This window comes from Pseudarthrobacter sulfonivorans (assembly GCF_031454915.1).
Classification (GTDB): domain Bacteria; phylum Actinomycetota; class Actinomycetes; order Actinomycetales; family Micrococcaceae; genus Arthrobacter; species Arthrobacter sulfonivorans_C.
This window is the reverse complement of record NZ_JAVDRS010000011.1, coordinates 93,034-110,659: the sequence shown is the minus strand read 5'-3', so window position 1 is coordinate 110,659 and position 17,626 is coordinate 93,034. Positions and strand designations below refer to the sequence as shown.

Annotated in this window: 19 protein-coding genes; 6 read left to right on the top strand and 13 right to left on the bottom strand. The window is 66.0% G+C overall.

Going from position 1 to position 17,626, the window contains the following annotated elements; all coding sequences use genetic code 11:
• Positions 1-149 precede the first annotated feature (149 nt).
• Positions 150-377 (bottom strand): hypothetical protein, encoded by a 228-nt coding sequence (locus tag J2808_RS20410; protein WP_309820308.1) that lies wholly within the window; start codon positions 375-377, stop codon positions 150-152.
• A 254-nt stretch (positions 378-631) separates the two neighbouring features.
• Between J2808_RS20410 and J2808_RS20405 the strand changes: the two genes are divergently transcribed.
• On the top strand, positions 632-1,762 hold the full coding sequence (locus tag J2808_RS20405; protein WP_309820306.1) for a VIT1/CCC1 transporter family protein: 1,131 nt from the start codon (positions 632-634) through the stop codon (positions 1,760-1,762).
• Here the strand turns inward: J2808_RS20405 and J2808_RS20400 are convergent.
• The 4 genes from J2808_RS20400 to J2808_RS20385 all read right to left on the bottom strand — a co-directional run bounded on the left by J2808_RS20400 (position 1,759) and on the right by J2808_RS20385 (position 5,697).
• Complete coding sequence (locus J2808_RS20400) at positions 1,759-2,892, bottom strand: LOG family protein (protein WP_309820304.1); 1,134 nt, start codon at positions 2,890-2,892, stop codon at positions 1,759-1,761. The genes J2808_RS20405 and J2808_RS20400 overlap by 4 nt on opposite strands.
• A gap of 9 nt (positions 2,893-2,901) precedes the next feature.
• Positions 2,902-3,372, bottom strand: a complete 471-nt coding sequence (locus tag J2808_RS20395) for an SRPBCC family protein (RefSeq protein WP_309820301.1) — start codon at positions 3,370-3,372, stop codon at positions 2,902-2,904.
• 174 nt (positions 3,373-3,546) lie between these two features.
• On the bottom strand, positions 3,547-4,392 hold the full coding sequence (locus tag J2808_RS20390; protein ID WP_309820299.1) for an aldo/keto reductase: 846 nt from the start codon (positions 4,390-4,392) through the stop codon (positions 3,547-3,549).
• A gap of 42 nt (positions 4,393-4,434) precedes the next feature.
• Positions 4,435-5,697 (bottom strand): MFS transporter, encoded by a 1,263-nt coding sequence (locus J2808_RS20385; RefSeq protein WP_309820297.1) that lies wholly within the window; start codon positions 5,695-5,697, stop codon positions 4,435-4,437.
• A 169-nt stretch (positions 5,698-5,866) separates the two neighbouring features.
• Here J2808_RS20385 and J2808_RS20380 point away from each other — a divergent pair, with 169 nt between their 5' ends.
• The 5 genes from J2808_RS20380 to iolB all read left to right on the top strand — a co-directional run bounded on the left by J2808_RS20380 (position 5,867) and on the right by iolB (position 9,308).
• Positions 5,867-6,319 carry a MarR family winged helix-turn-helix transcriptional regulator gene (locus J2808_RS20380; protein ID WP_309820295.1) on the top strand — a complete coding sequence of 151 codons (453 nt, stop codon included), beginning with the start codon at positions 5,867-5,869 and terminating at the stop codon, positions 6,317-6,319.
• A gap of 206 nt (positions 6,320-6,525) precedes the next feature.
• Positions 6,526-6,885 (top strand): ArsR/SmtB family transcription factor, encoded by a 360-nt coding sequence (locus J2808_RS20375; RefSeq protein ID WP_309820293.1) that lies wholly within the window; start codon positions 6,526-6,528, stop codon positions 6,883-6,885.
• The gene (locus J2808_RS20370; RefSeq protein WP_309820291.1) at positions 6,882-7,364 is read left to right on the top strand and encodes an SRPBCC family protein; all 483 of its coding nucleotides are present in this window, start codon (positions 6,882-6,884) and stop codon (positions 7,362-7,364) included. Before J2808_RS20375 ends, J2808_RS20370 begins: the two co-directional genes overlap by 4 nt.
• 293 nt (positions 7,365-7,657) lie before the next feature.
• Entirely contained in the window at positions 7,658-8,398 is a 741-nt protein-coding gene (locus tag J2808_RS20365; RefSeq protein WP_309820288.1) for a GntR family transcriptional regulator, read from the top strand.
• 16 nt (positions 8,399-8,414) lie between these two features.
• Positions 8,415-9,308: a 5-deoxy-glucuronate isomerase gene (gene iolB / locus J2808_RS20360; RefSeq protein ID WP_309820286.1), complete on the top strand. Its 894-nt coding sequence runs from the start codon at positions 8,415-8,417 to the stop codon at positions 9,306-9,308.
• Between the two features lie 83 nt (positions 9,309-9,391).
• On the opposite strand, the gene J2808_RS20355 is transcribed toward iolB, so the two are convergent.
• From J2808_RS20355 to J2808_RS20320, 8 genes are all read right to left on the bottom strand, one after another.
• Positions 9,392-10,426, bottom strand: a complete 1,035-nt coding sequence (locus tag J2808_RS20355; protein ID WP_309820285.1) for a Gfo/Idh/MocA family oxidoreductase — start codon at positions 10,424-10,426, stop codon at positions 9,392-9,394.
• Positions 10,423-11,232, bottom strand: a complete 810-nt coding sequence (locus tag J2808_RS20350; protein ID WP_309820282.1) for a TIM barrel protein — start codon at positions 11,230-11,232, stop codon at positions 10,423-10,425. The genes J2808_RS20355 and J2808_RS20350 overlap by 4 nt, the downstream gene beginning before the upstream one ends.
• A complete protein-coding gene (locus J2808_RS20345; protein ID WP_309820280.1) occupies positions 11,232-12,326 on the bottom strand; it encodes a Gfo/Idh/MocA family oxidoreductase in 1,095 nt (364 codons plus the stop codon). Before J2808_RS20345 ends, J2808_RS20350 begins: the two co-directional genes overlap by 1 nt.
• 55 nt (positions 12,327-12,381) lie before the next feature.
• A complete protein-coding gene (locus tag J2808_RS20340) occupies positions 12,382-13,440 on the bottom strand; it encodes a Gfo/Idh/MocA family protein (protein WP_309820277.1) in 1,059 nt (352 codons plus the stop codon).
• Entirely contained in the window at positions 13,437-14,435 is a 999-nt protein-coding gene (locus J2808_RS20335; RefSeq protein ID WP_309820275.1) for a Gfo/Idh/MocA family oxidoreductase, read from the bottom strand. The genes J2808_RS20340 and J2808_RS20335 overlap by 4 nt, the downstream gene beginning before the upstream one ends.
• 101 nt (positions 14,436-14,536) lie before the next feature.
• Entirely contained in the window at positions 14,537-15,463 is a 927-nt protein-coding gene (locus tag J2808_RS20330) for an ATP-binding cassette domain-containing protein (RefSeq protein ID WP_309820274.1), read from the bottom strand.
• Positions 15,464-15,476: 13 nt separating this feature from the next.
• Positions 15,477-16,526 carry an ABC transporter permease gene (locus J2808_RS20325; protein ID WP_309820272.1) on the bottom strand — a complete coding sequence of 350 codons (1,050 nt, stop codon included), beginning with the start codon at positions 16,524-16,526 and terminating at the stop codon, positions 15,477-15,479.
• A 52-nt stretch (positions 16,527-16,578) separates the two neighbouring features.
• A complete protein-coding gene (locus J2808_RS20320; RefSeq protein ID WP_309820270.1) occupies positions 16,579-17,574 on the bottom strand; it encodes a substrate-binding domain-containing protein in 996 nt (331 codons plus the stop codon).
• Positions 17,575-17,626 lie beyond the last annotated feature (52 nt).

The window sequence follows — 17,626 nt, the reverse complement described above, 5'->3', positions numbered from 1 at the left end:
CGCTCGACTGGGATACCCCAGCCGAGCGCCTGCGTGACCTACTCTTGACCAACTAACACCAACGGTGTTGCAACGACCCCCTGAATTCGCCTTCCGGTTCGCGTTCAACGAACCGTAAGTGCCGCCGTCGTGCGTTCTGCTCAGTTTCGCTATTCAGTGTCGCGGAACTCGTCGTCATCCAGGGGAACCACGCGCTCCTCAGCGTCGACCTCCACGGGAGGCGTGGGGACAACCACTACTTCTTCCCCGTCCAGGAATTCGTCCTCTGCGTCCCAATCGTCCTCGCTGATGGGGACATCCTCGGCGTAGTCGTATGCGGGATCCGATTCAACAGCCTCGAGGTGCGGCATGTCCGGTTGCTGTCCGGTGGTGTTCATGATTCAACCTCCGTTTGATCGCCTGACGTGCTCTTGCGGGTGGTCGCCGGCGGGCTCCACACCTTCATCACAGCACCGGCTCCCCGCCCGGTCAAGGGTATTTGGAACCACCCCGGAAGCATCTCCGGAACGGCTGAAATTAAGGGAACCCGAAACTCTGCAGTGAGGTTTGCCAGCCGAAAATCCGCGGAATTCCGCGGTAAGCTGGCTCTGCAATGGGGCCGAACCATGCCCCATCCAGCACAGGAGCTCCCGTGTCTCAGCACGCCCATTCAAGCCAGGCCCAGCCTGCGGAAAACCAAGCGACCCCCACACCGGCCGACATCCGCCGGTGGCGCCAGTACCTCGCGGACGAACGTGCAGAAGCCGCCGTCTACCGCGATCTCGCGCAGAACCGCGAGGGCGAAGAGCGCGAGATCCTGCTGGCCCTGGCCGAAGCCGAAGGCCGGCACGAGGCCCACTGGCTCAAGCTCCTTGGTGAGCACGCACAAAAGTCCCGGCCGGCGTCCCTCCGCAGCCAGCTCTTGGGCTTCCTGGCCCGCCATTTCGGCTCTGTCTTTGTCCTGGCCCTGGCCCAGCGCGCCGAAGGCCGCTCCCCCTACGCCATGGATCCGAACGCCACGGACGCCATGGCCGCAGACGAACAGATTCACGAGGAAGTGGTCCGCGGTCTGGCAACCAGGGGGCGCAACCGGCTTGCCGGGACGTTCCGGGCGGCCGTCTTTGGCGCCAACGATGGCCTGGTCAGCAACCTCTCACTGGTGATGGGCATGGCCGCTTCCGGCGTGGCCAGCAGCGTGGTGCTGCTGAGCGGGGTGGCCGGGCTCCTCGCCGGTGCCATGTCCATGGCGGCGGGAGAGTTTGTTTCCGTGCGTTCCCAGCGTGAGCTGCTGGCCGCCACCAAACCCACCCAGATCACGCTCGCAGCGGCCCCAAAACTGGACATCGAACACAACGAACTCCTGCTCGTCTACCTGGCGCGCGGGATGTCCCACGAGGCCGCCGAGCACCGCGTTGCCGAACGCATCGGCCGGCTCAGCTGCGACTGCGATCCCAGCCTGTCCCTCCAGCCCGAACTGCCCCAGGCGGAAGACGAGCACGAAGCCGTGGGAACCGCGTGGGGGGCGGCGCTGTCCAGCTTCTGCTTCTTCGCTTCCGGCGCCGTGGTCCCCATCCTGCCGTTCCTGTTCGGCCTGACCGGAGTGCCCGCGCTGGTTGTCGCCGCGGTACTCGTGGGGTTGGCGCTGCTGGTGACCGGCGGAATCGTTGGCCTGCTGTCCGGGACGTCGCCACTGACGCGCGGTCTGCGCCAGCTGGCTATCGGCCTGGGAGCCGCCGCCGTGACCTACGTGCTGGGACTCGCCTTCGGCACCGTGGTGGGCTAGCCGCCCAGCACGGCGAGCGCCTCAGGCACACTGTCCACCAGGAAAATCCGGTCCGCCATGGGCCGTCCCGCAGCCAGTTTCCGGAGCATCGGCCACGCGGGTAATTCCGTCTCCCAATACCGCCTGCCAACCAGCACCATCGGCGTGATGGCTTCGCGGGCGCTGTAGTAGTTCTCGCAGGCGTCCTGGAAGATCTCCTGCACCGTGCCCGCAGCTCCCGGCAGGAAGATGATGCCGCCGTCGCAGAGTTCCAGCAGGATGGCCTCGCGGATGGCGTTGGCGAAGTATTTTGCGATGTGCGTGGCGAAGTAGTTGGGCGGCTCGTGCCCGTAGAACCACGTGGGGATTCCCAGCGACGGAGTACCGTCCGGATAGCGTTCGACGACAGCGGCCGCCTCACGTGCCCACGCGGAGACCGAGGGGCGGAACCCGCGGACGGACTGCAGCCCCGCCAGCGCCTCTTCAAAGTCGCGGTCCGGGATGTGGCTGAGGTAGGCGCCCAGGTTGGCGGCTTCCATGGCGCCCGGGCCTCCGCCCGTGGCCACCATCCGCCCGGACTGTGCGAGGAGCCGGCCGAGTTGCGCTGCCTGGGCGAACTCCGGGGTGCCCCGTTGTGCGGCGTGCCCGCCCATTACCCCCACGGTGGTCCGGCCTGCGGAGAGGTCCGAGCGCCTGAATTCCTCCAAGGCATCGCCGATGGCGTGGTCATGCAGCGCCGAAGCCAGCGTGGCGTCCAGCCGGTGCCGCTGCGCCGGGCTGATGCTCCACTGATACACGAGCGCATCCGGAAGTTCCTCGTAAGGCCTCGTTTCCAGCCCCGCGTAGAGTTCCTGCGGCGTGTACAGCCGGCCCCGGTAGGCATCGAACGGCACACCCTCCAGCCTGGGAAAGATCAGTGCGCCGCGGTGCCGAAGGCCATCCTCCACCCCGGGGTCGAAGGTGCAGCCGAGGAAGATGGCGCCTTCCACGTCCAGGGTCCCCAGCGCCGCCTTTCGGCCCCGGAGGTCCAGCGACTGGGCGTGCCAGCCGCGCATGGCCACGGCCCCTGCCGCGACCAGGCGGTCGAAGACATCGAGGCTTTCGACCTCAAGGGTCCGCGGGCTGGGAGCAAGGCCGCCGGAGGGGTTCATGCCGCCGACCTAGCTTGCTGCTCCGGCGGTGACCGTCAGATGATGCTCCAGCCGAAGCAGGGTCTTCTCGATGCTGGCCGGGTGGCGGCGCAGGTAGCCTGCCAGCCGGAGTAAGAACTTGGCCCGGACTGCCCTGGCGTCCCACTGTTCGGTGACGCGCGTCCCGGGGTTGCCGGCGTCGTCGGTGGTGGGTTCCAGGACGTAGCGCCAGACGTGGCCGTAGAAGTGGCGCCACGCGATGCGCCGTCCTTCCTCGAACTCGCAAACCGTGTTCAGGATCTTATAGTCCACGGCCATGTTCATTTCCATGCCGAACCGGGCGCCGAGATCCAGCCGTTCCGGGCCCCGGGGCTGGGCGCCCTTGACGGTGCCGGAGCCGTCAATCACGCTGTGCAGGGCCGGCGTGGCCAGCACCTCGAAGATCCCAGCCGGTGCTGCGGGAATGAAGCGCTCACGGGACACCAGGTATCGGTTATTCATTCCCCCAGCCTAGTCAGGCGCGGCGCCAGCCTAGTCAGACGGGGCCGGGCTGGTCACGCGGGGCTGCCTTCCCGCGGCGCCAGCCTAGTCAGACGGGGCTGGGCTGGTCACGCGGGGCTGCCTTCCCGCGGGGCCGGCCCAGTCAGCAGCGACTGGCACCGCGGCGAGGACGTCCTAGCCGTTGAACTCGGCCGGGTGCGGACCTGTGCGGCCGTCCCGCTCGAGGGCGTCGATTACGGACAGTTCGTCCGCGGTCAGGCCGAAGCCAAAGACGTCCAGGTTCTCCCGGATCCGCTCCGGGGTCACCGACTTGGGGATGATGATCCTCCCTTGCTGCAGGTGCCAGCGCAGAATGGCCTGCGCGGGACTCACGCCGTGCCGGGCCGCGATGTCGGCAACAGCCGGATCTGCCAGCACCGCGCCCTGGGCAAGCGGGCTCCAAGCCTCAGTGACGATCCCATGGGCAGTGTTGAAAGCGGCAATGTCACGCTGCTGGAGGGCGGGGTGGAGTTCGATCTGGTTGACTGCCGGCACCGTGCCGCCCAGGTCGATGACCTTCTGCAGGTGCTCGGGAAGGAAGTTGGACACCCCGATGGTCCGGACTTTGCCGTCGGCAAGCAGCTTCTCCAGCGCCCGCCAGGACTCGAGGTACAGGTCTGTTGCCGGCGCGGGCCAGTGGATGAGGTAGAGGTCCAGGTAATCCAGCCCCAGTTTCTCCAGGCTGGCGTCGAAGGCGGCCAGGGTGGCGTCGTAGCCGAGGTCGGCCACCCAGAGCTTGGACGTGATGAACAGCTCTGCGCGGTCGATGCCAGACTCTGCGATGGCGCGTCCAGTGCCCGCCTCGTTGCCGTAGATCGCCGCGGTGTCGATGCTCCGGTAACCAGCTGCCAGGGCGAGGCTGACGGCTGCGGTGGTGTCGTCGTCGGACACCTGGAAGACGCCGAACCCAAGCTGCGGCATGCGTACGCCGTTGTTGAGGGTTATCGCCGGGATGGCTGTGGTGGTGGGTATGGAAGTCATGGGGTCTCCTTGGTTGGGTGGTGTGTTGCGGTCGTGGAATAGCTAGAGCAGGGCGTCTGCGCGTTCGACGGTGGCAGGCGCGCCGGGTGCAGACGGCACCTGCCCTGCAGTGGATGTTTCCTGGGCGGACGCTTGCCGTGCGGCGGTCCGTGCAGCAGTCCGCTTGGCTCCGGCGGCGGCGACGATCATCACGGCGAGCCCGAGCAGGGTGATGCCGGCACCGGCCCAGATGGGTGAGGTGTAGCCGAGTCCGGCGGTGATGGTTACGCCACCGAGCCAGGCGCCGAGGGCGTTGCCCACGTTGAAGGCGCCGATGTTGGCACCCGAGGCAAGGGTGGGTGCGCCGGCCGCGTACTTCATCACCCTCATCTGCAGGCCGGGAACAGTGGCGAATCCGAAGCCGCCCATCAGGATGATGGAGGCCACGGTGAGCACCTGGTTGCCTGCGGTGAGGGCAAAGCCGACGAGCACCACCACCAGCACAGCAAGGACAACAACCAGGGTGCGGTCCACGTTGCGGTCCGCGGCCTTGCCGCCGATGGTGTTGCCGATGAACAGGCCAACCCCGAAGACGATAAGCAGCCACGGCACGGTGGACGCCGCGAAGCCTGAAACCTCGGTAAGCGTGAAGGCGATATAGGTGAAGGCGCCAAACATCCCGCCGTAGCCGAGGATGGTCACCAGGATGGAGAGCCACACCTGGCCGGACCGGAAGGCGCGCAGTTCAGTACGCAGGGATCCCGGCACAGTGTCGCCGTGGCCGGTCTTGGGCACCAGGACGAGAATTCCCGCGAGGGCGATGACACCAATGACGGTGATGGCCCAGAACGTGGAGCGCCACCCGGCAGCCTGCCCCAGCATGGTGCCGAACGGTACGCCCAGGACATTGGCGGCGGTGAGCCCGGTGAACATGATGGCGATGGCGCCGGCCTTCTTGGTGGGTGCCACCATGTCCGCGGCCACCACGGCACCGATCCCGAAGAAGGCGCCATGGGCCAGGGCTGCGATAATGCGGCCCAGCATCATCATGCCGTAACCGGGGGCGATGGCTGAGATCAGGTTGCCGGCGATGAACAGCACGAGCAGGACGGCGAGAACGGGCTTGCGTTCGAAGCGTGTCACCGCCGCAGTGAGCAGTAAGGCACCCACCACGACGGCGAGGGCGTAACCGGAGATCAGCCAGCCTGCCGTGGCCTCGCTGACCTGGAAGTCGGCGGCCACCTCGGGGAGGAGGCCCATGATGACGAACTCGGTGAGTCCGATGCCGAACCCGCCGAGGGCGAGGGCTATCAGGCCGATGGGCATGGGTGTGCTCCTTTGAGAATGTACGGGAAGAGATAGGAAGCGTAAGCTAGTAGTTGCAGACGCGTTATTTATTGTTGCACGAGCGGATACAGCGCGCAAGCAACTACTTTGATATGTGTGCCGGTTCATGCCTCAGGCGTCCCTGCATGCAACGGGAAAGGACAGGAAAATGGGCATCAAGGACGACGCCGTCGAGGTTCGCGCCCAGGGCTGGCGCACGCTGGCGGCACTGCATGGCCTGATTGAAGGCGAGCTGGAGCGCTCGCTGCAGTCCGAATCAAAACTGTCCGTAGTGGAGTACACCGTCCTGGACGCGCTCAGCCGGCAGGACGGCTGGCACATGCGGATGCAGCAGCTGGCGCGCGCCACTGCCCTCAGCGCCAGCGCTACCACCCGGCTGGTCAACCGGCTCGAAGACCGTGGCCTCCTGACCCGAATCCTCTGCGCCGACGATCGGCGCGGAATCTACACGGAGCTCACCGCCAGCGGCGTCGCCCTGCTGGAGGAAGCCCGGCCGGTCCACGACGCCACCCTGGAACGCGCGCTGGCCGAGGCGCAGGAAATTCCGGAGCTCGCAACCCTGGTCGACGCGCTGCCGCGGCTCCACGCGACGGCCTCGTAACCCGACACGGCGCCTCCTGCGCCCAACCCCGCGTCGAGTTTTTGTCCAGATAATGCCCAATCAACACGTCACAGGCGGCATTATCTGGGACAAAAACTCCTTGACCGCAGGCCCGATCAGGCATAGATTATTAATCAATCAATCAGTTGATCAATGAATAGGTTGATCATGGAAGGGTTGATTTGGCAGGAAAGGTCCGCACCACGATGACCTCCGACGACGGCACCCTGGACTCGGCCTTTATGGCCCTGGCCGATCCCGTGCGGCGGCAGATCATCGCCCGGCTCAGCCGGGGGCAGGCCACAGTCAACGAATTGGCGGAACCCTTCGCGATCACCAAGCAGGCGGTCTCGAAGCACATCCAGGTCCTTGAGCAGGCAGGGCTCGTCACGCGCACACGCGACGCCCAACGCCGGCCCGTCCACCTGAATCCCGCACGGCTGGAGGCGCTCACAGCGTGGATCGACCAGTACCGGTTGGTCCGCGAGGAGCAGTTCCGCAGCCTGGACGCCGTGCTCCGATCCAATGCCGCAAACGGCGGCGCACACCCCAAGGAAGCATCATGAGCAATCCACTGAACCTCAGCGTTCCTGAAGGACTCCCCTTTATCGACTACGACCGGGAGTTCGATTTCCCGGTTGCTGACGTCTTTCGCGCCCACAAGGACCCCAACCTGATCACCCAGTGGCTGGGCCCGCGGGGCTACAAGATGGACATCGACCACTATGACTTCCGCACCGGCGGCAGTTACAGCTACCTGCACACTGGTCCTGAAGGGGTGCCTTACGAGTTCAAGGGCATCTTCCACACGGTCCGCGAGAACGAATTCGCCATCCAGACCTTCGAATTCGGCGGCTACCCGGACGTGGTCAGCCTCGAATTCATGACCTTTGAGGACCTCGGCAACGGACGCACCCGCCTGCGGGGCCACTCCGTCTACCCCAGCCTGGAGGCACGCGACGGCATGGCCCAGTCGGGCATGGAGGGTGGCATGACCGAGGGCTACGAGCGGCTCGACGAACTGCTGAGCGGCGCGAAAGTCTAAGACCTCAAAAGTACGACGGCGGACGGTCACCTTCCCGGCGAAGGTGACTGTCCACCGTCGTCCGCGGATGCAGCGGGAAACCCCACTTCCAGAATTATCTGGGCTGACGTCAGGACATTGATACCGGCAATTTCGCCACCAACTAGCCGATTCCACCCCCTTGACCCTCACTGGACGCCTGCTACTATCGAGAAAAGGAAGTATGTCCTATCAAAAGAACAAAGGGTGACATGCTCGGCACGTCTTGATGCGGACGTTGGCCGGGATTGGGCCTGGAACACGGGGAACATTCAGTGGCGAATCAACTTGGTCTCAACATCGACCGGTCCTCCCCCATACCCCTGTACCACCAGGTGGTCCAGGGCATCGAGGCGGCCATCCACAGCGGAGTCCTGGAACCGGGCAGCCGGCTGGACAACGAAATCGACCTCGCGGCGCAGCTCAACCTGTCCCGGCCCACCATGCGCAAGGCCATGGACGAACTGGTCCGCTCCGGCCTGCTGGTCCGCAAGCGCGGTGTGGGAACACAGGTGGTCTCCAGCCAGGTCCGCCGCCCGCTGGAGCTCTCCAGCCTGTTTGATGACCTCACCAACAACGGCAAAAAACCCACCACCGAGGTACTGAGCTTCTCCCACATGGAGGCCGACGCCCCCACCCTGGCCACGCTGCAACTTCCGGCCGGCTCCAAGGTCTACCACTTCACCCGCCTGCGCAAAGTGGGCGGCAAGCCCCTGGCGCTGATGGAGAACTGGGTCCGCGATGACATCACCACCATGGACGAAGCCATGCTGGCCGCCGAGGGCCTCTACGCCATCCTGCGCCGGGGCGGCGTCAACTTCCGCCTGGCCACCCAGCGGATCGGCGCGATGATCGCCAATGACTACCAGGCGCCCCTGCTCGAGACCGAAGTGAACTCGGCCCTGGTGACCATGGAACGCACCGCTGTGGACGATACCGGCCGCCGCGTCGAGACCGGCCACCACGTCTACCGCGCCGATTCCTACAGCTTTGAAATGACACTCGTACAGCGCTAACGCAAGGATTTCTGCCATGACCAACTGGGTCTACCCCCTGGGCTCCGCCACCGACGGCGGCTGGGACATCTCGCTCGGAACCTCCGATTCCGCCACGGCCGTGGACGGCTGGGCCCACACCGGCCTGAAGGTCGCCACCCTGGCAACTGGTGCCGCCGTCGAACTTCCCGCGGCGGCCGAGGAACGCATTGTGGTTCCACTCAACGGCGCCTTCACCGTCACCGTGGACGGCGTCGACTACCCCCTGGCGGGGCGGCGCTCGGTGTTCCACGGTCCCAGCGACGTCCTGTATTCGGGCACCGGCAAGGCCGTCACCATCAGCTCGGCCGACGGTGGCCGCGTAGCGGTCGCAACCGCCCCGGCGCAGGCCTCGTACCCCACCCGCCTTGTCACCGCCGCTGAGACACCCGTGGAACTGCGCGGCGCCGGCAACTGCTCCCGCCAGGTCCACAACTTCGGCACGCCGGCAGCCCTGGACGCGGACCGCTTTATCGTCTGCGAGGTCCTCACACCCGCCGGCAACTGGTCCTCCTATCCCCCGCACAAGCACGATGAGGAGAAGGACGGCGAAACGAACCTCGAGGAGATCTACTACTTCGAGACGCAGGTTGCCGCCGGCTCCGGGGCACCTGCCGACGCCGACGCCATCGGCTACCAGCGCGTCTACGCCTCAGACGACCGCCCCATCGACGTGTCCGCAGAAGTCCGCACCGGCGACGTGGTGCTGGTCCCCTACGGCTGGCACGGCCCCGCCATGGCGGCACCCGGCTACGACATGTACTACCTGAACGTGATGGCCGGACCCGGCCCTGTGCGCGAATGGCTGATCAGCGACGACCCCCACCACGGCTGGGTGCGGCAGAGCTGGGACGGGCAGGACATCGACCCCCGGCTGCCGTTCGGAGCCTAGCCCGGGTTCCTGCAGCACAAAAGAAGTGCCCCTTCCTGAAAACCGCGAGGTTCAGGAAGGGGCACTTTTTTGTGGCGCGAGACTCAGCTGGCCACCTTGAGCGCCACCTTCACCGGGGCACCGGTTGCCAGCGACTCCTGGGCGGCATCGGCCACCCGGGATGCTGCCACGGCGTCCTCGGGCGTGCACGGGTTCCCGCGCTCGCCCAGGATCAATTCCACAAACGCTGCCATCTCGGAGCGGTATGCCTGGTCGAAGCGCTCGGCAAAGGTCTGGTGCGGTTCCCCGGCGGGGAAGGTGATGCCGGCTTCGGCCGAGGCCAGGGCGGACTTCCCGTCCAGGCCCACCATGACCGAGCGGCTGGAGCCCTGGATCTCCAGGCGGACATCGTGGCCGGCCCCGTTGTAGCGGCTGGCGGAGACCGTTCCCACCGTGCCGTCGTCGAAAGTAATAACAGCCAGGGCCGTGTCCACGTCACCCACTTCGCCGATGGCCGGGTCACCGTTGTTGGAGCCCTTCGCATAGACCTCCACGATCTCGCGGCCGGTCAGCCAGCGCAGGATGTCGAAATCGTGGACCGAGCAGTCGCGGAACAGTCCACCCGATGTCGCCAGGAATTCCACGGGCGGCGGCGTCATGTCGCAGGTGACGGCGCGCAGCGAGTGGATCCAGCCCAGCTCGCCGGCCTGGTAGGCGCGTTTGGCTTCGAGGTAGCCGGCGTCGAAGCGGCGCTGGTGGCCGATCTGCACCACGCCGTTGTTGTCCCTGATATAGTCCAGCACCGGCAGGGCATCGGCTACGTTCATGGCCACGGGCTTCTCGCAGAACACCGGAATACCTGCGTCCACTCCGGCGCGGATGAGTTCCGGGTGGGTCCCGGTTCCCGTGGCGATGACCAGGCCGTCCACGCCGGAGGCGATCAGGTCCGCCACCGAGGGCAGGAACTCGGCACCGAGGCCTGCGGCGATATTGCGTGCGTGGTCGGCGGCAACGTCCGTTAGCCTGAGCCGGACATTGATTCCGCGCGGGTTGAGGACTCCGTTGAGCGCAGCGATGTTGTTGGCGTGCATAACGCCGATGCGCCCCACTCCAACCAGGCCAAGAATGACATCCTTCATAGTGTTCCTTCGTAAGTAGTAGTGCGCATGGACCGGGGCGCGCCGGTGAAGGCCGCCCGGAAGGCATCCAGTGCCGCTTCGCTGTCGCCGCTGGCCCAGGCCTCCATGCCGACGGTTCCGTCATAGCCGGCCTCGGCGAGCGCCCGGGCGACTGCCTGATAGTTGATTTCGCCGGTTCCGGGCTCACAGCGGCCCGGGACATCCGCCACCTGGATTTCGCCGATGTGCGGCAGTGCGCTCCGCACCAGTTCAATGAGGTTCCCCTCCCCCAGCTGTGCGTGATAGAGGTCCAGCATGAGCTTCACGTTGGCGTGCCCGGCGGCTTCCACCAGGGCCAGCGTGTCCTTGGCGCGGGCGAGCGGGATGCCGGGGTGGTCCAGGATGGTGTTCAGGTTCTCCAGGCAGAAGGTCACCTGGTGCTTCTCCCCCAGCGCGCCGAGGCGTTCCAGGGTCCGGGCCCCGGTACTCCACATCCGGCCGGTTGGACGGAAAACGGGACGAGCGGCCTTGCCGTCCACCAGTTCCGCGGAGTGCACCACCATGCGGCTGACACCGAGCTCCAGGGCAGTGGGGATCAGCGACTCAGCAGTCCGGACCACGTCATCGGCGGTGTCGGGGTCCACCAGGCTGCCGGCGGTGTATCCCGTCATGGAGGAAAACACGGCGCCGGTCGCCTTGAGCGCCCTGAGGTCCTTGGTGCGGGAATCCCACAGCTCCACGTCGAATCCCGCGTTGTGGATGCGCCGCACGCGTTCGACGAAGGGCTGATCGGTGAACACCATCTCCGCGCAAACGGCCAGCCGCATCAGACTCCGGCCTTGGTGCGGGCAGGGACAGCCACCGGGCCGCGCTGCTTGACGGATTCGATGCAGGCCAGTGCCACGGCGAGGGCGCGGCGGGCGTCTGCGGTTCCGGGCGTGAGCGTGAAATCGCCGGACGGCGGCGGCGTACCGTCGCGCCGGGACCTCACCACAGCGGCGAAGTCGGCGAGTTCATCGGTGTAGGCGTCCCGGAAGAGTTCCACGTTGAGCCGCGGGGTGTCTGCCGCGAGGCCGTCGGCGGTGTAGCGGCGGGCCGCAGTTTCCGTGGCGCGGCCGGCCTGGACCATGCCTTTGGAACCGAAGACCTCGCCGCGGACGTCGTAGCCGTAGAGGGCGCTGAAGTTCGCTTCTGCCACGGCGATGGCTCCGTTGCTGTAACGGATGGTGACCACTGCGGTATCCAGGAAGCCATGGTCGCGCAGACCGGGTTCCACGAGGGCGTCGGCCACGGCGTAGACCTCCACGGGCTCGGCGCCTTCGTTGAACCAGTTCAGGGTGTCGAAGTCGTGGATGAGGGTTTCGAGGAAGATGGTCCAGGCCGGGACCCTTGCTGCGTGCGGGATACTGCCGGTGCCCGGATCGCGCGTCAGCGAGCGCAGGAGCTGTGGCTGGCCGGCTATCCCGGCGGCCAGGTCCTTCTTGGCGGCCTGAAAGTCTTCCGCGTACCGGCGGTTAAAGCCGATCTGGAAGTGCACGCCGGCAGCCTCCACGGCGCCGATGGCGGCGTCGAGCTCATCCAGGCCCTGGCCGGCGGGCTTCTCGCAGAACACATGTTTGCCGGCCGCGGCGGCCTGGCTGATCAGTGCGGCGTGGAAGCGGGCCGGGCTCGCGATGATCACGGCATCGATCTCGGGATCGGCCAGGATGTCGTCCGCGCTGGCCGTGACCTTGGCTATGCCGAGCGACGCTGCGAGCGCCCCGGCGGATTCGAGGTTGGGGTCGGCAATGGCTGTGAGTACCGCGTCCGGGACACGGCGGGCGATACTTTCAGCGTGGAACGCGCCCATCCAGCCCGAACCGATGAGCCCGATGCGGACTGGTACCGGAATTGGAGCAGGGTTCTGTGCGAGGTAAGCCATGGGCTGGTCCTTTCGGTGGTCGTAGCGTGTTGGTGGATCAGTAGTTGGGGGTGGTTCAGTGCCGGGCGGTGCGGCCCGCAGTGGCTGCTTCGCCGGGGAACACGACGCCGAGTTGGCGGCGGATCTCGTCTGCCACTTCCAGGGTGCGGATGGAGGCCGCCAGTGTCCGTTGGTTAGCTTCCGTGCCGCCAGCGGCAATCGCGCGTGCAACTGCCGCGGCCTCGTAGTGCAGGCCTTCGAAGTGGCCGCCGGCTGGTTCATCATGGCGCAGGCGCGTTCCGTCGGGGAAGCGGACCTCGAACCCGCCGGGCATGTTGAAAGGCCCGTCGATGGTCAGGGTGGCCTCGGTGCCTACTACCGTCGCAGCTGTGGGCGTGAAGTTATGAACATGAGTGTTCACCACGGCCTGGGCGCCGCCGTCGAACTGCATGATGGCGGACAACTGGGCGTTGACCCCGGACTCGTGAGGCTGCCCGAGGGCGGCCAGTTGCAGCGGGCTGCCCAGCACCTCGGTGACCAGGGCCAGTGGGTAGGTGCCCAGGTCAAGCAGCGGGCCGCCGGCCAGTTTCGGATTGAAGATCCGGTGGGAGGGGTCGAAGTGCTCGCCGTACTCCGCGACAACCGTGGTGATAGTCCCCAGGGTGCCGGCGTCCAGGATCTGCCGAATCACATCAAACTTGGGCAGGAAGAACGTCCACATGGCCTCTGCGGCGAATACCCCGGCGGTTTCGGCCCGGGCGGCGATGTCCCGTGCCTGGTCTGCGTTGAGCCCGATCGGCTTTTCGATCAGGACGTGTTTGCCGGCGTCGATAGCCAGTACCGCGGCCGCATGGTGGCCGGTGTGCGGGGTGCACACGTAGACGATGTCGAGGTCAGGGGCGGCGGCCAGTTCCTCATAGCTCCCGTACGCCGCCGGCACGTCGAAGGTGTCCGCGAATGCCTTGGACCGGCTCAATGATCGGGACCCGACGGCGGCGATCACCTGCCCGGTGTGCGCCTGGATGGATTCGGTGAAGCGTTCGGCAATCCAGCCCGGGCCCATGATTCCCCAGCGCAGTACGGGGGCGTCACAGGAGTCGGGGACGCGGGACTGTGGGAGTGCTGTAGCGGTCATGCGTAGCTGACTTTCGTGGCGGCACCGTCGCTGTGCAGCGACTGGATCATGGCTTGGGCAACGAGCGAGGCGTTGAGTCCGTCCCGCGCGCCGGCGAGGGAGGGCTTTTCACCGGCGGCGAGCGCGGAAATCCAGGCCTGCAGCTGCAGCCGGTACGCGTCGGCGAACCGGGGGCGCCAGTCCGCAGGGATCTGTGAGTGACTGGTCCCTTCCTGCTCGAGGCCCAGGAGGGCAGAATCCTGCAGGGCGGTGGTGCCGCGTTCCGAAACAACCTCGCAGCGGGTGGTATAGCCGTATTGTGCATTCAGGAACAGCTCCAGGGTGGTGAGGGTTCCGTCCGCGGTCCGGAGCGTCATAAACGAAGGATCCCGCAGTCCGGGGTCCGCCTGCCGGGTGCTCTTTCCGGCCTGCCATGACACCTCCGTGATGGGCGAGTCCAGCAGCCAGGGAATGATGTCCAACTCGTGGATGGCCGAATTGGTGATGGCCGATTCGGCAGTGGCGCCGGGAGCCGCGGAAGCGTTCCGGCTGACACAGTGCACCATCAGGGGTTCGCCCTGCGCCCGGCCTTGCACGGCCTGCCGCAGCGCCACGTAACCCGGGTCGAAGCGCCGCATGAAGCCGAGCGAAAGCAGGGACGCTCCCGTTGCGGCCACCATGTCGGCGTCCGCGGCCACCACCTCCAGGCTTTCCAGGACCGTGGGTGCCAGCGGCTTTTCGCACAGGACCGGGGTCATCGCCTCGAAGCACTCCAGGACCAGGCCTGCGTGGGTGGAATCGTGCGAGGCAACCACCACGGCGTCCACCTCGCTGGAGTTGATCAGCTCCGATGGGTCAGTGGTGATGCGTGCCGACGGCGGCGCTGCCGCGGCGGCGCGGTCGGCGTCGAGATCTGCCACAAAGGTGACTTCGGCGCCGCCGATGCTGGTGGAGAGGTTCCTGATGTGGTCCGCGCCCATGATTCCGGCGCCGATGACGCCTACCCGGATCGGCATGGTGTTCCCTTCGTTAACGTTTCGTGTGTGCATGGTTGGTGCGCACAGGCATGGCGGGGCGCTCCGGAGGGGTGTCCGGAGCACCCCGCCGGGCGCCGCCGCTAGGCGTGTTTCGGGCCGCCGGCGTTAGCGGTGTCCGCGACTTCGGCGACCTCGGCCTGGACTTCCTTGAGGGCTTCGCTGTGGCCGCCGAGTTGTTCGAGTTCGTGGGCGAGTTCGGCGAGTTCGGCGCCGCCGGCCATTTGGGCGGTGAGTTCGTCGAGGGTGATGTCTTTCTTGTCGTAGTAGCCGATCGACTTGCCGCGTTTGAGCAGCAGGAACCGGTCCCCGACGGGGAAGGCGTGGTGCGGGTTGTGGGTGATGAAGATGACCCCGAGGCCGCGGTCACGGGCCTGGAGGATGTAGCGCAGCACCACGCCGGACTGTTTCACGCCCAGGGCCGCGGTGGGTTCATCCAGGATCAGGACCTTCGCGCCGAAATACACGGCCCGGGCGATCGCCACGCACTGGCGTTCACCGCCGGAGAGCTGGCCGATGGGCTGCTCCACGTCGCGCAGGTCGATGCCCATCTCGGCGAGTTCCTTGAGCGTGATGGCCTTCATCTTTTCTACGTCCATGCTCTTGAACGGGCCAAACCCGCTCGTGAGCTCCGAGCCGAGGAAGAAGTTCCGCCAGATCGGCATCAGCGGCACCACCGCCAGGTCCTGGTAGACGGTGGCGATGCCGGCGTCCAGGGCCTCCCGGGGTGAGCTGAACTTCCGTTCCTCGCCCATGATGTTCAGGACTCCGGCGTCGTGCTGGTGGAGCCCGGCGATGATCTTGATCAGCGTTGACTTGCCCGCGCCGTTATCGCCCAGCACGCAGGTCACGCGGCCGTTGTCCACCGCCATGGTGACGTCGGACAAGGCGATGATGTTTCCGTAGTGCTTGCCCACCCCCTCGAGGGAGAGCAGGTGCACCGGGGTGTGGGTGAGGGGGTCTTTTTCGTTTTGCAGCAGGGTTTGCTGGTCGATGTTGTTGGCATTCATGTTCCGTTGCCCCTTACTTGAGTTCCGCGCGGCGCTTGACGATGAGGTTGACGATGGTGGCCAGCAGCAGCATCAGGCCCAGGAAGAACTTGAACCAGTCCGGGTTCCACTGGGCGTAGACGATGCCCTTGTTGGCCATGCCGAAGATGAACGCGCCGATCGCGCCGCCGACGGCCGATCCGTAGCCGCCGGTGAGCAGGCAGCCGCCGATGACTGCGGCGATGATGTAGAGGAACTCGTTGCCCACACCTTCGCCGGACTGCACGGTGTCGAAGGCGAAGAGGTTGTGCATGCCCAGGATCCAGCCGCAGAAGCCCACGCCCATGAACAGGCCGATCTTGGTGGCCTTGACCGGGACACCCACGGCGCGGGCCGCGTTCTCGTCCCCGCCGACGGCGAAGATCCAGTTTCCCACCCGGGTCCGCATCAGAACCCAGGTGGCGACCGCGACCAGTGCGATCCAGATGAACACCGTGATCTTCACGTCGATGCCGGCAATCGTCACGGATGAGGCGAACACGGCGCGGGCGGAGGCGAAGCCGTCCATGGTGGAGATCGACGGGGAGGAAACAGAGCCGCCGATCAGGCGGGTCAGGCCCAGGTTCAGGCCGGTCAGCATCAGGAACGTGGCCAGGGTGACGATGAAGCTGGGGAGCTTGGTCTTCATCAGGATCCAGCCGTTGATGAAGCCGATGGCCAGCGACACCAGCAAGGCCAGGAGGACCCCCACCCAGACGTTCGTGCTGAAGTACCAGCTGAACATCGACGCCGTCAGGGCCGAGGAGATCACCGCCACACCCGTGGAAAGGTCAAACTCCCCGCCAATCATCAGCAGCGACACCCCCACCGCCATGATCCCGATCGTGGAACTGCCATACAGGATGGTCGCCAGCGCATTGGGCTGGGTAAACGTTGAAGACACCAACGCAAAGAAGATGAAGAGGACAATCGCGCCCACCAGGGCACCGACCTCGGGCCGGCCGAGGAGCTTCTGCAACGGACTGCGCCTGGCCACACGCTCATCTGTGGCAGGTGATTTGATCTTGGTCTGGGTAATGGTCATGTGAACTCTCCTTGCTGCCGGGCCGGCCGTGACCGGCCCGGCCAGCGGGCTGTTAGCGGATACCCTGTTCGGCGAACGTCAGGACAGCCGCCGCGTTGGACTGGTCAACGATGGCCGGACCGGTGAGGACTGACTGTCCGCCGCCGAGCCTGAATCCGCCCCGCTTGTTCTGCCACAGAGCATCCACAGCGCCGTAGCCCTGGAGCCATGGCTGCTGGTCCACCGTGAACAGCACGCTGCCGTCGGAAACCTTTTGGGCAAGCTCCTTGTTCAGGTCGAAGCTGGCAACCTTGGCCGAACTTCCGGCCGTAGCCACTGACTTCAGGAGCGTCAGGGTGATGGGAGCACCGAGGCCGATAATGACATCAGCATCTTTGGATGCCTGCAGCTTCGCGGTTGCCGTCGACTCCACCGATGTCATGTCCGCTCCGTTGACGTACAGAATTTCGGTGCCGGGTACCTTGGCTTTCACACCGGCACACCTGGCTTCGAGACCCACGTGCCCCTGCGCCTGGATGACGCACACCGGGTGCTTGTAACCACCGTCTGCAAGCCGTGAACCCACGGCCTCGCCGGCAAGCTTTTCATTGGAACCGAAGTGGGTGAAAGCGCCCAACTGGGCGGAGGCCGCTTCGCCGGCATTGAAGCTGACAATCGGAATGCCTGCAGCCGTGGCCTTCTTCAGCGCCTCCTTCAAAGCGTCAGGCGTCGCCAGGGTAACCGCGATGCCGTCCACTTTCTGGTCGATGGCCTGCTCGATCAGCTGCGCCTGCCGGCCGGCCTCCGGGTCGGAGGTGTAGAGCAGTTCAACGTTGTCCTTCGCGGCCGCCTCTTCGGCGCCCTTGCGTACGGTGTCCCAGAACGTGTCGCCGGCGGGAGCATGGGCGATCAAAGCGATCTTCATCCGCTCTGTCGTGGCCACCTGGCCGCCACCACCACCGGCTCCGGTGTCAGGCGCCCTGCCACCGGTGCTTGAACATGCGCCCAAGGCCATCATCGGCACTACTGCCGCAACCAGAGCTGCCTTACGCCAAGAAAAATTAGCCACCTAAATCTCCTTTGATCTCTCAGTCCCCGGGCTGCCACTCTGCAGCCGCCGG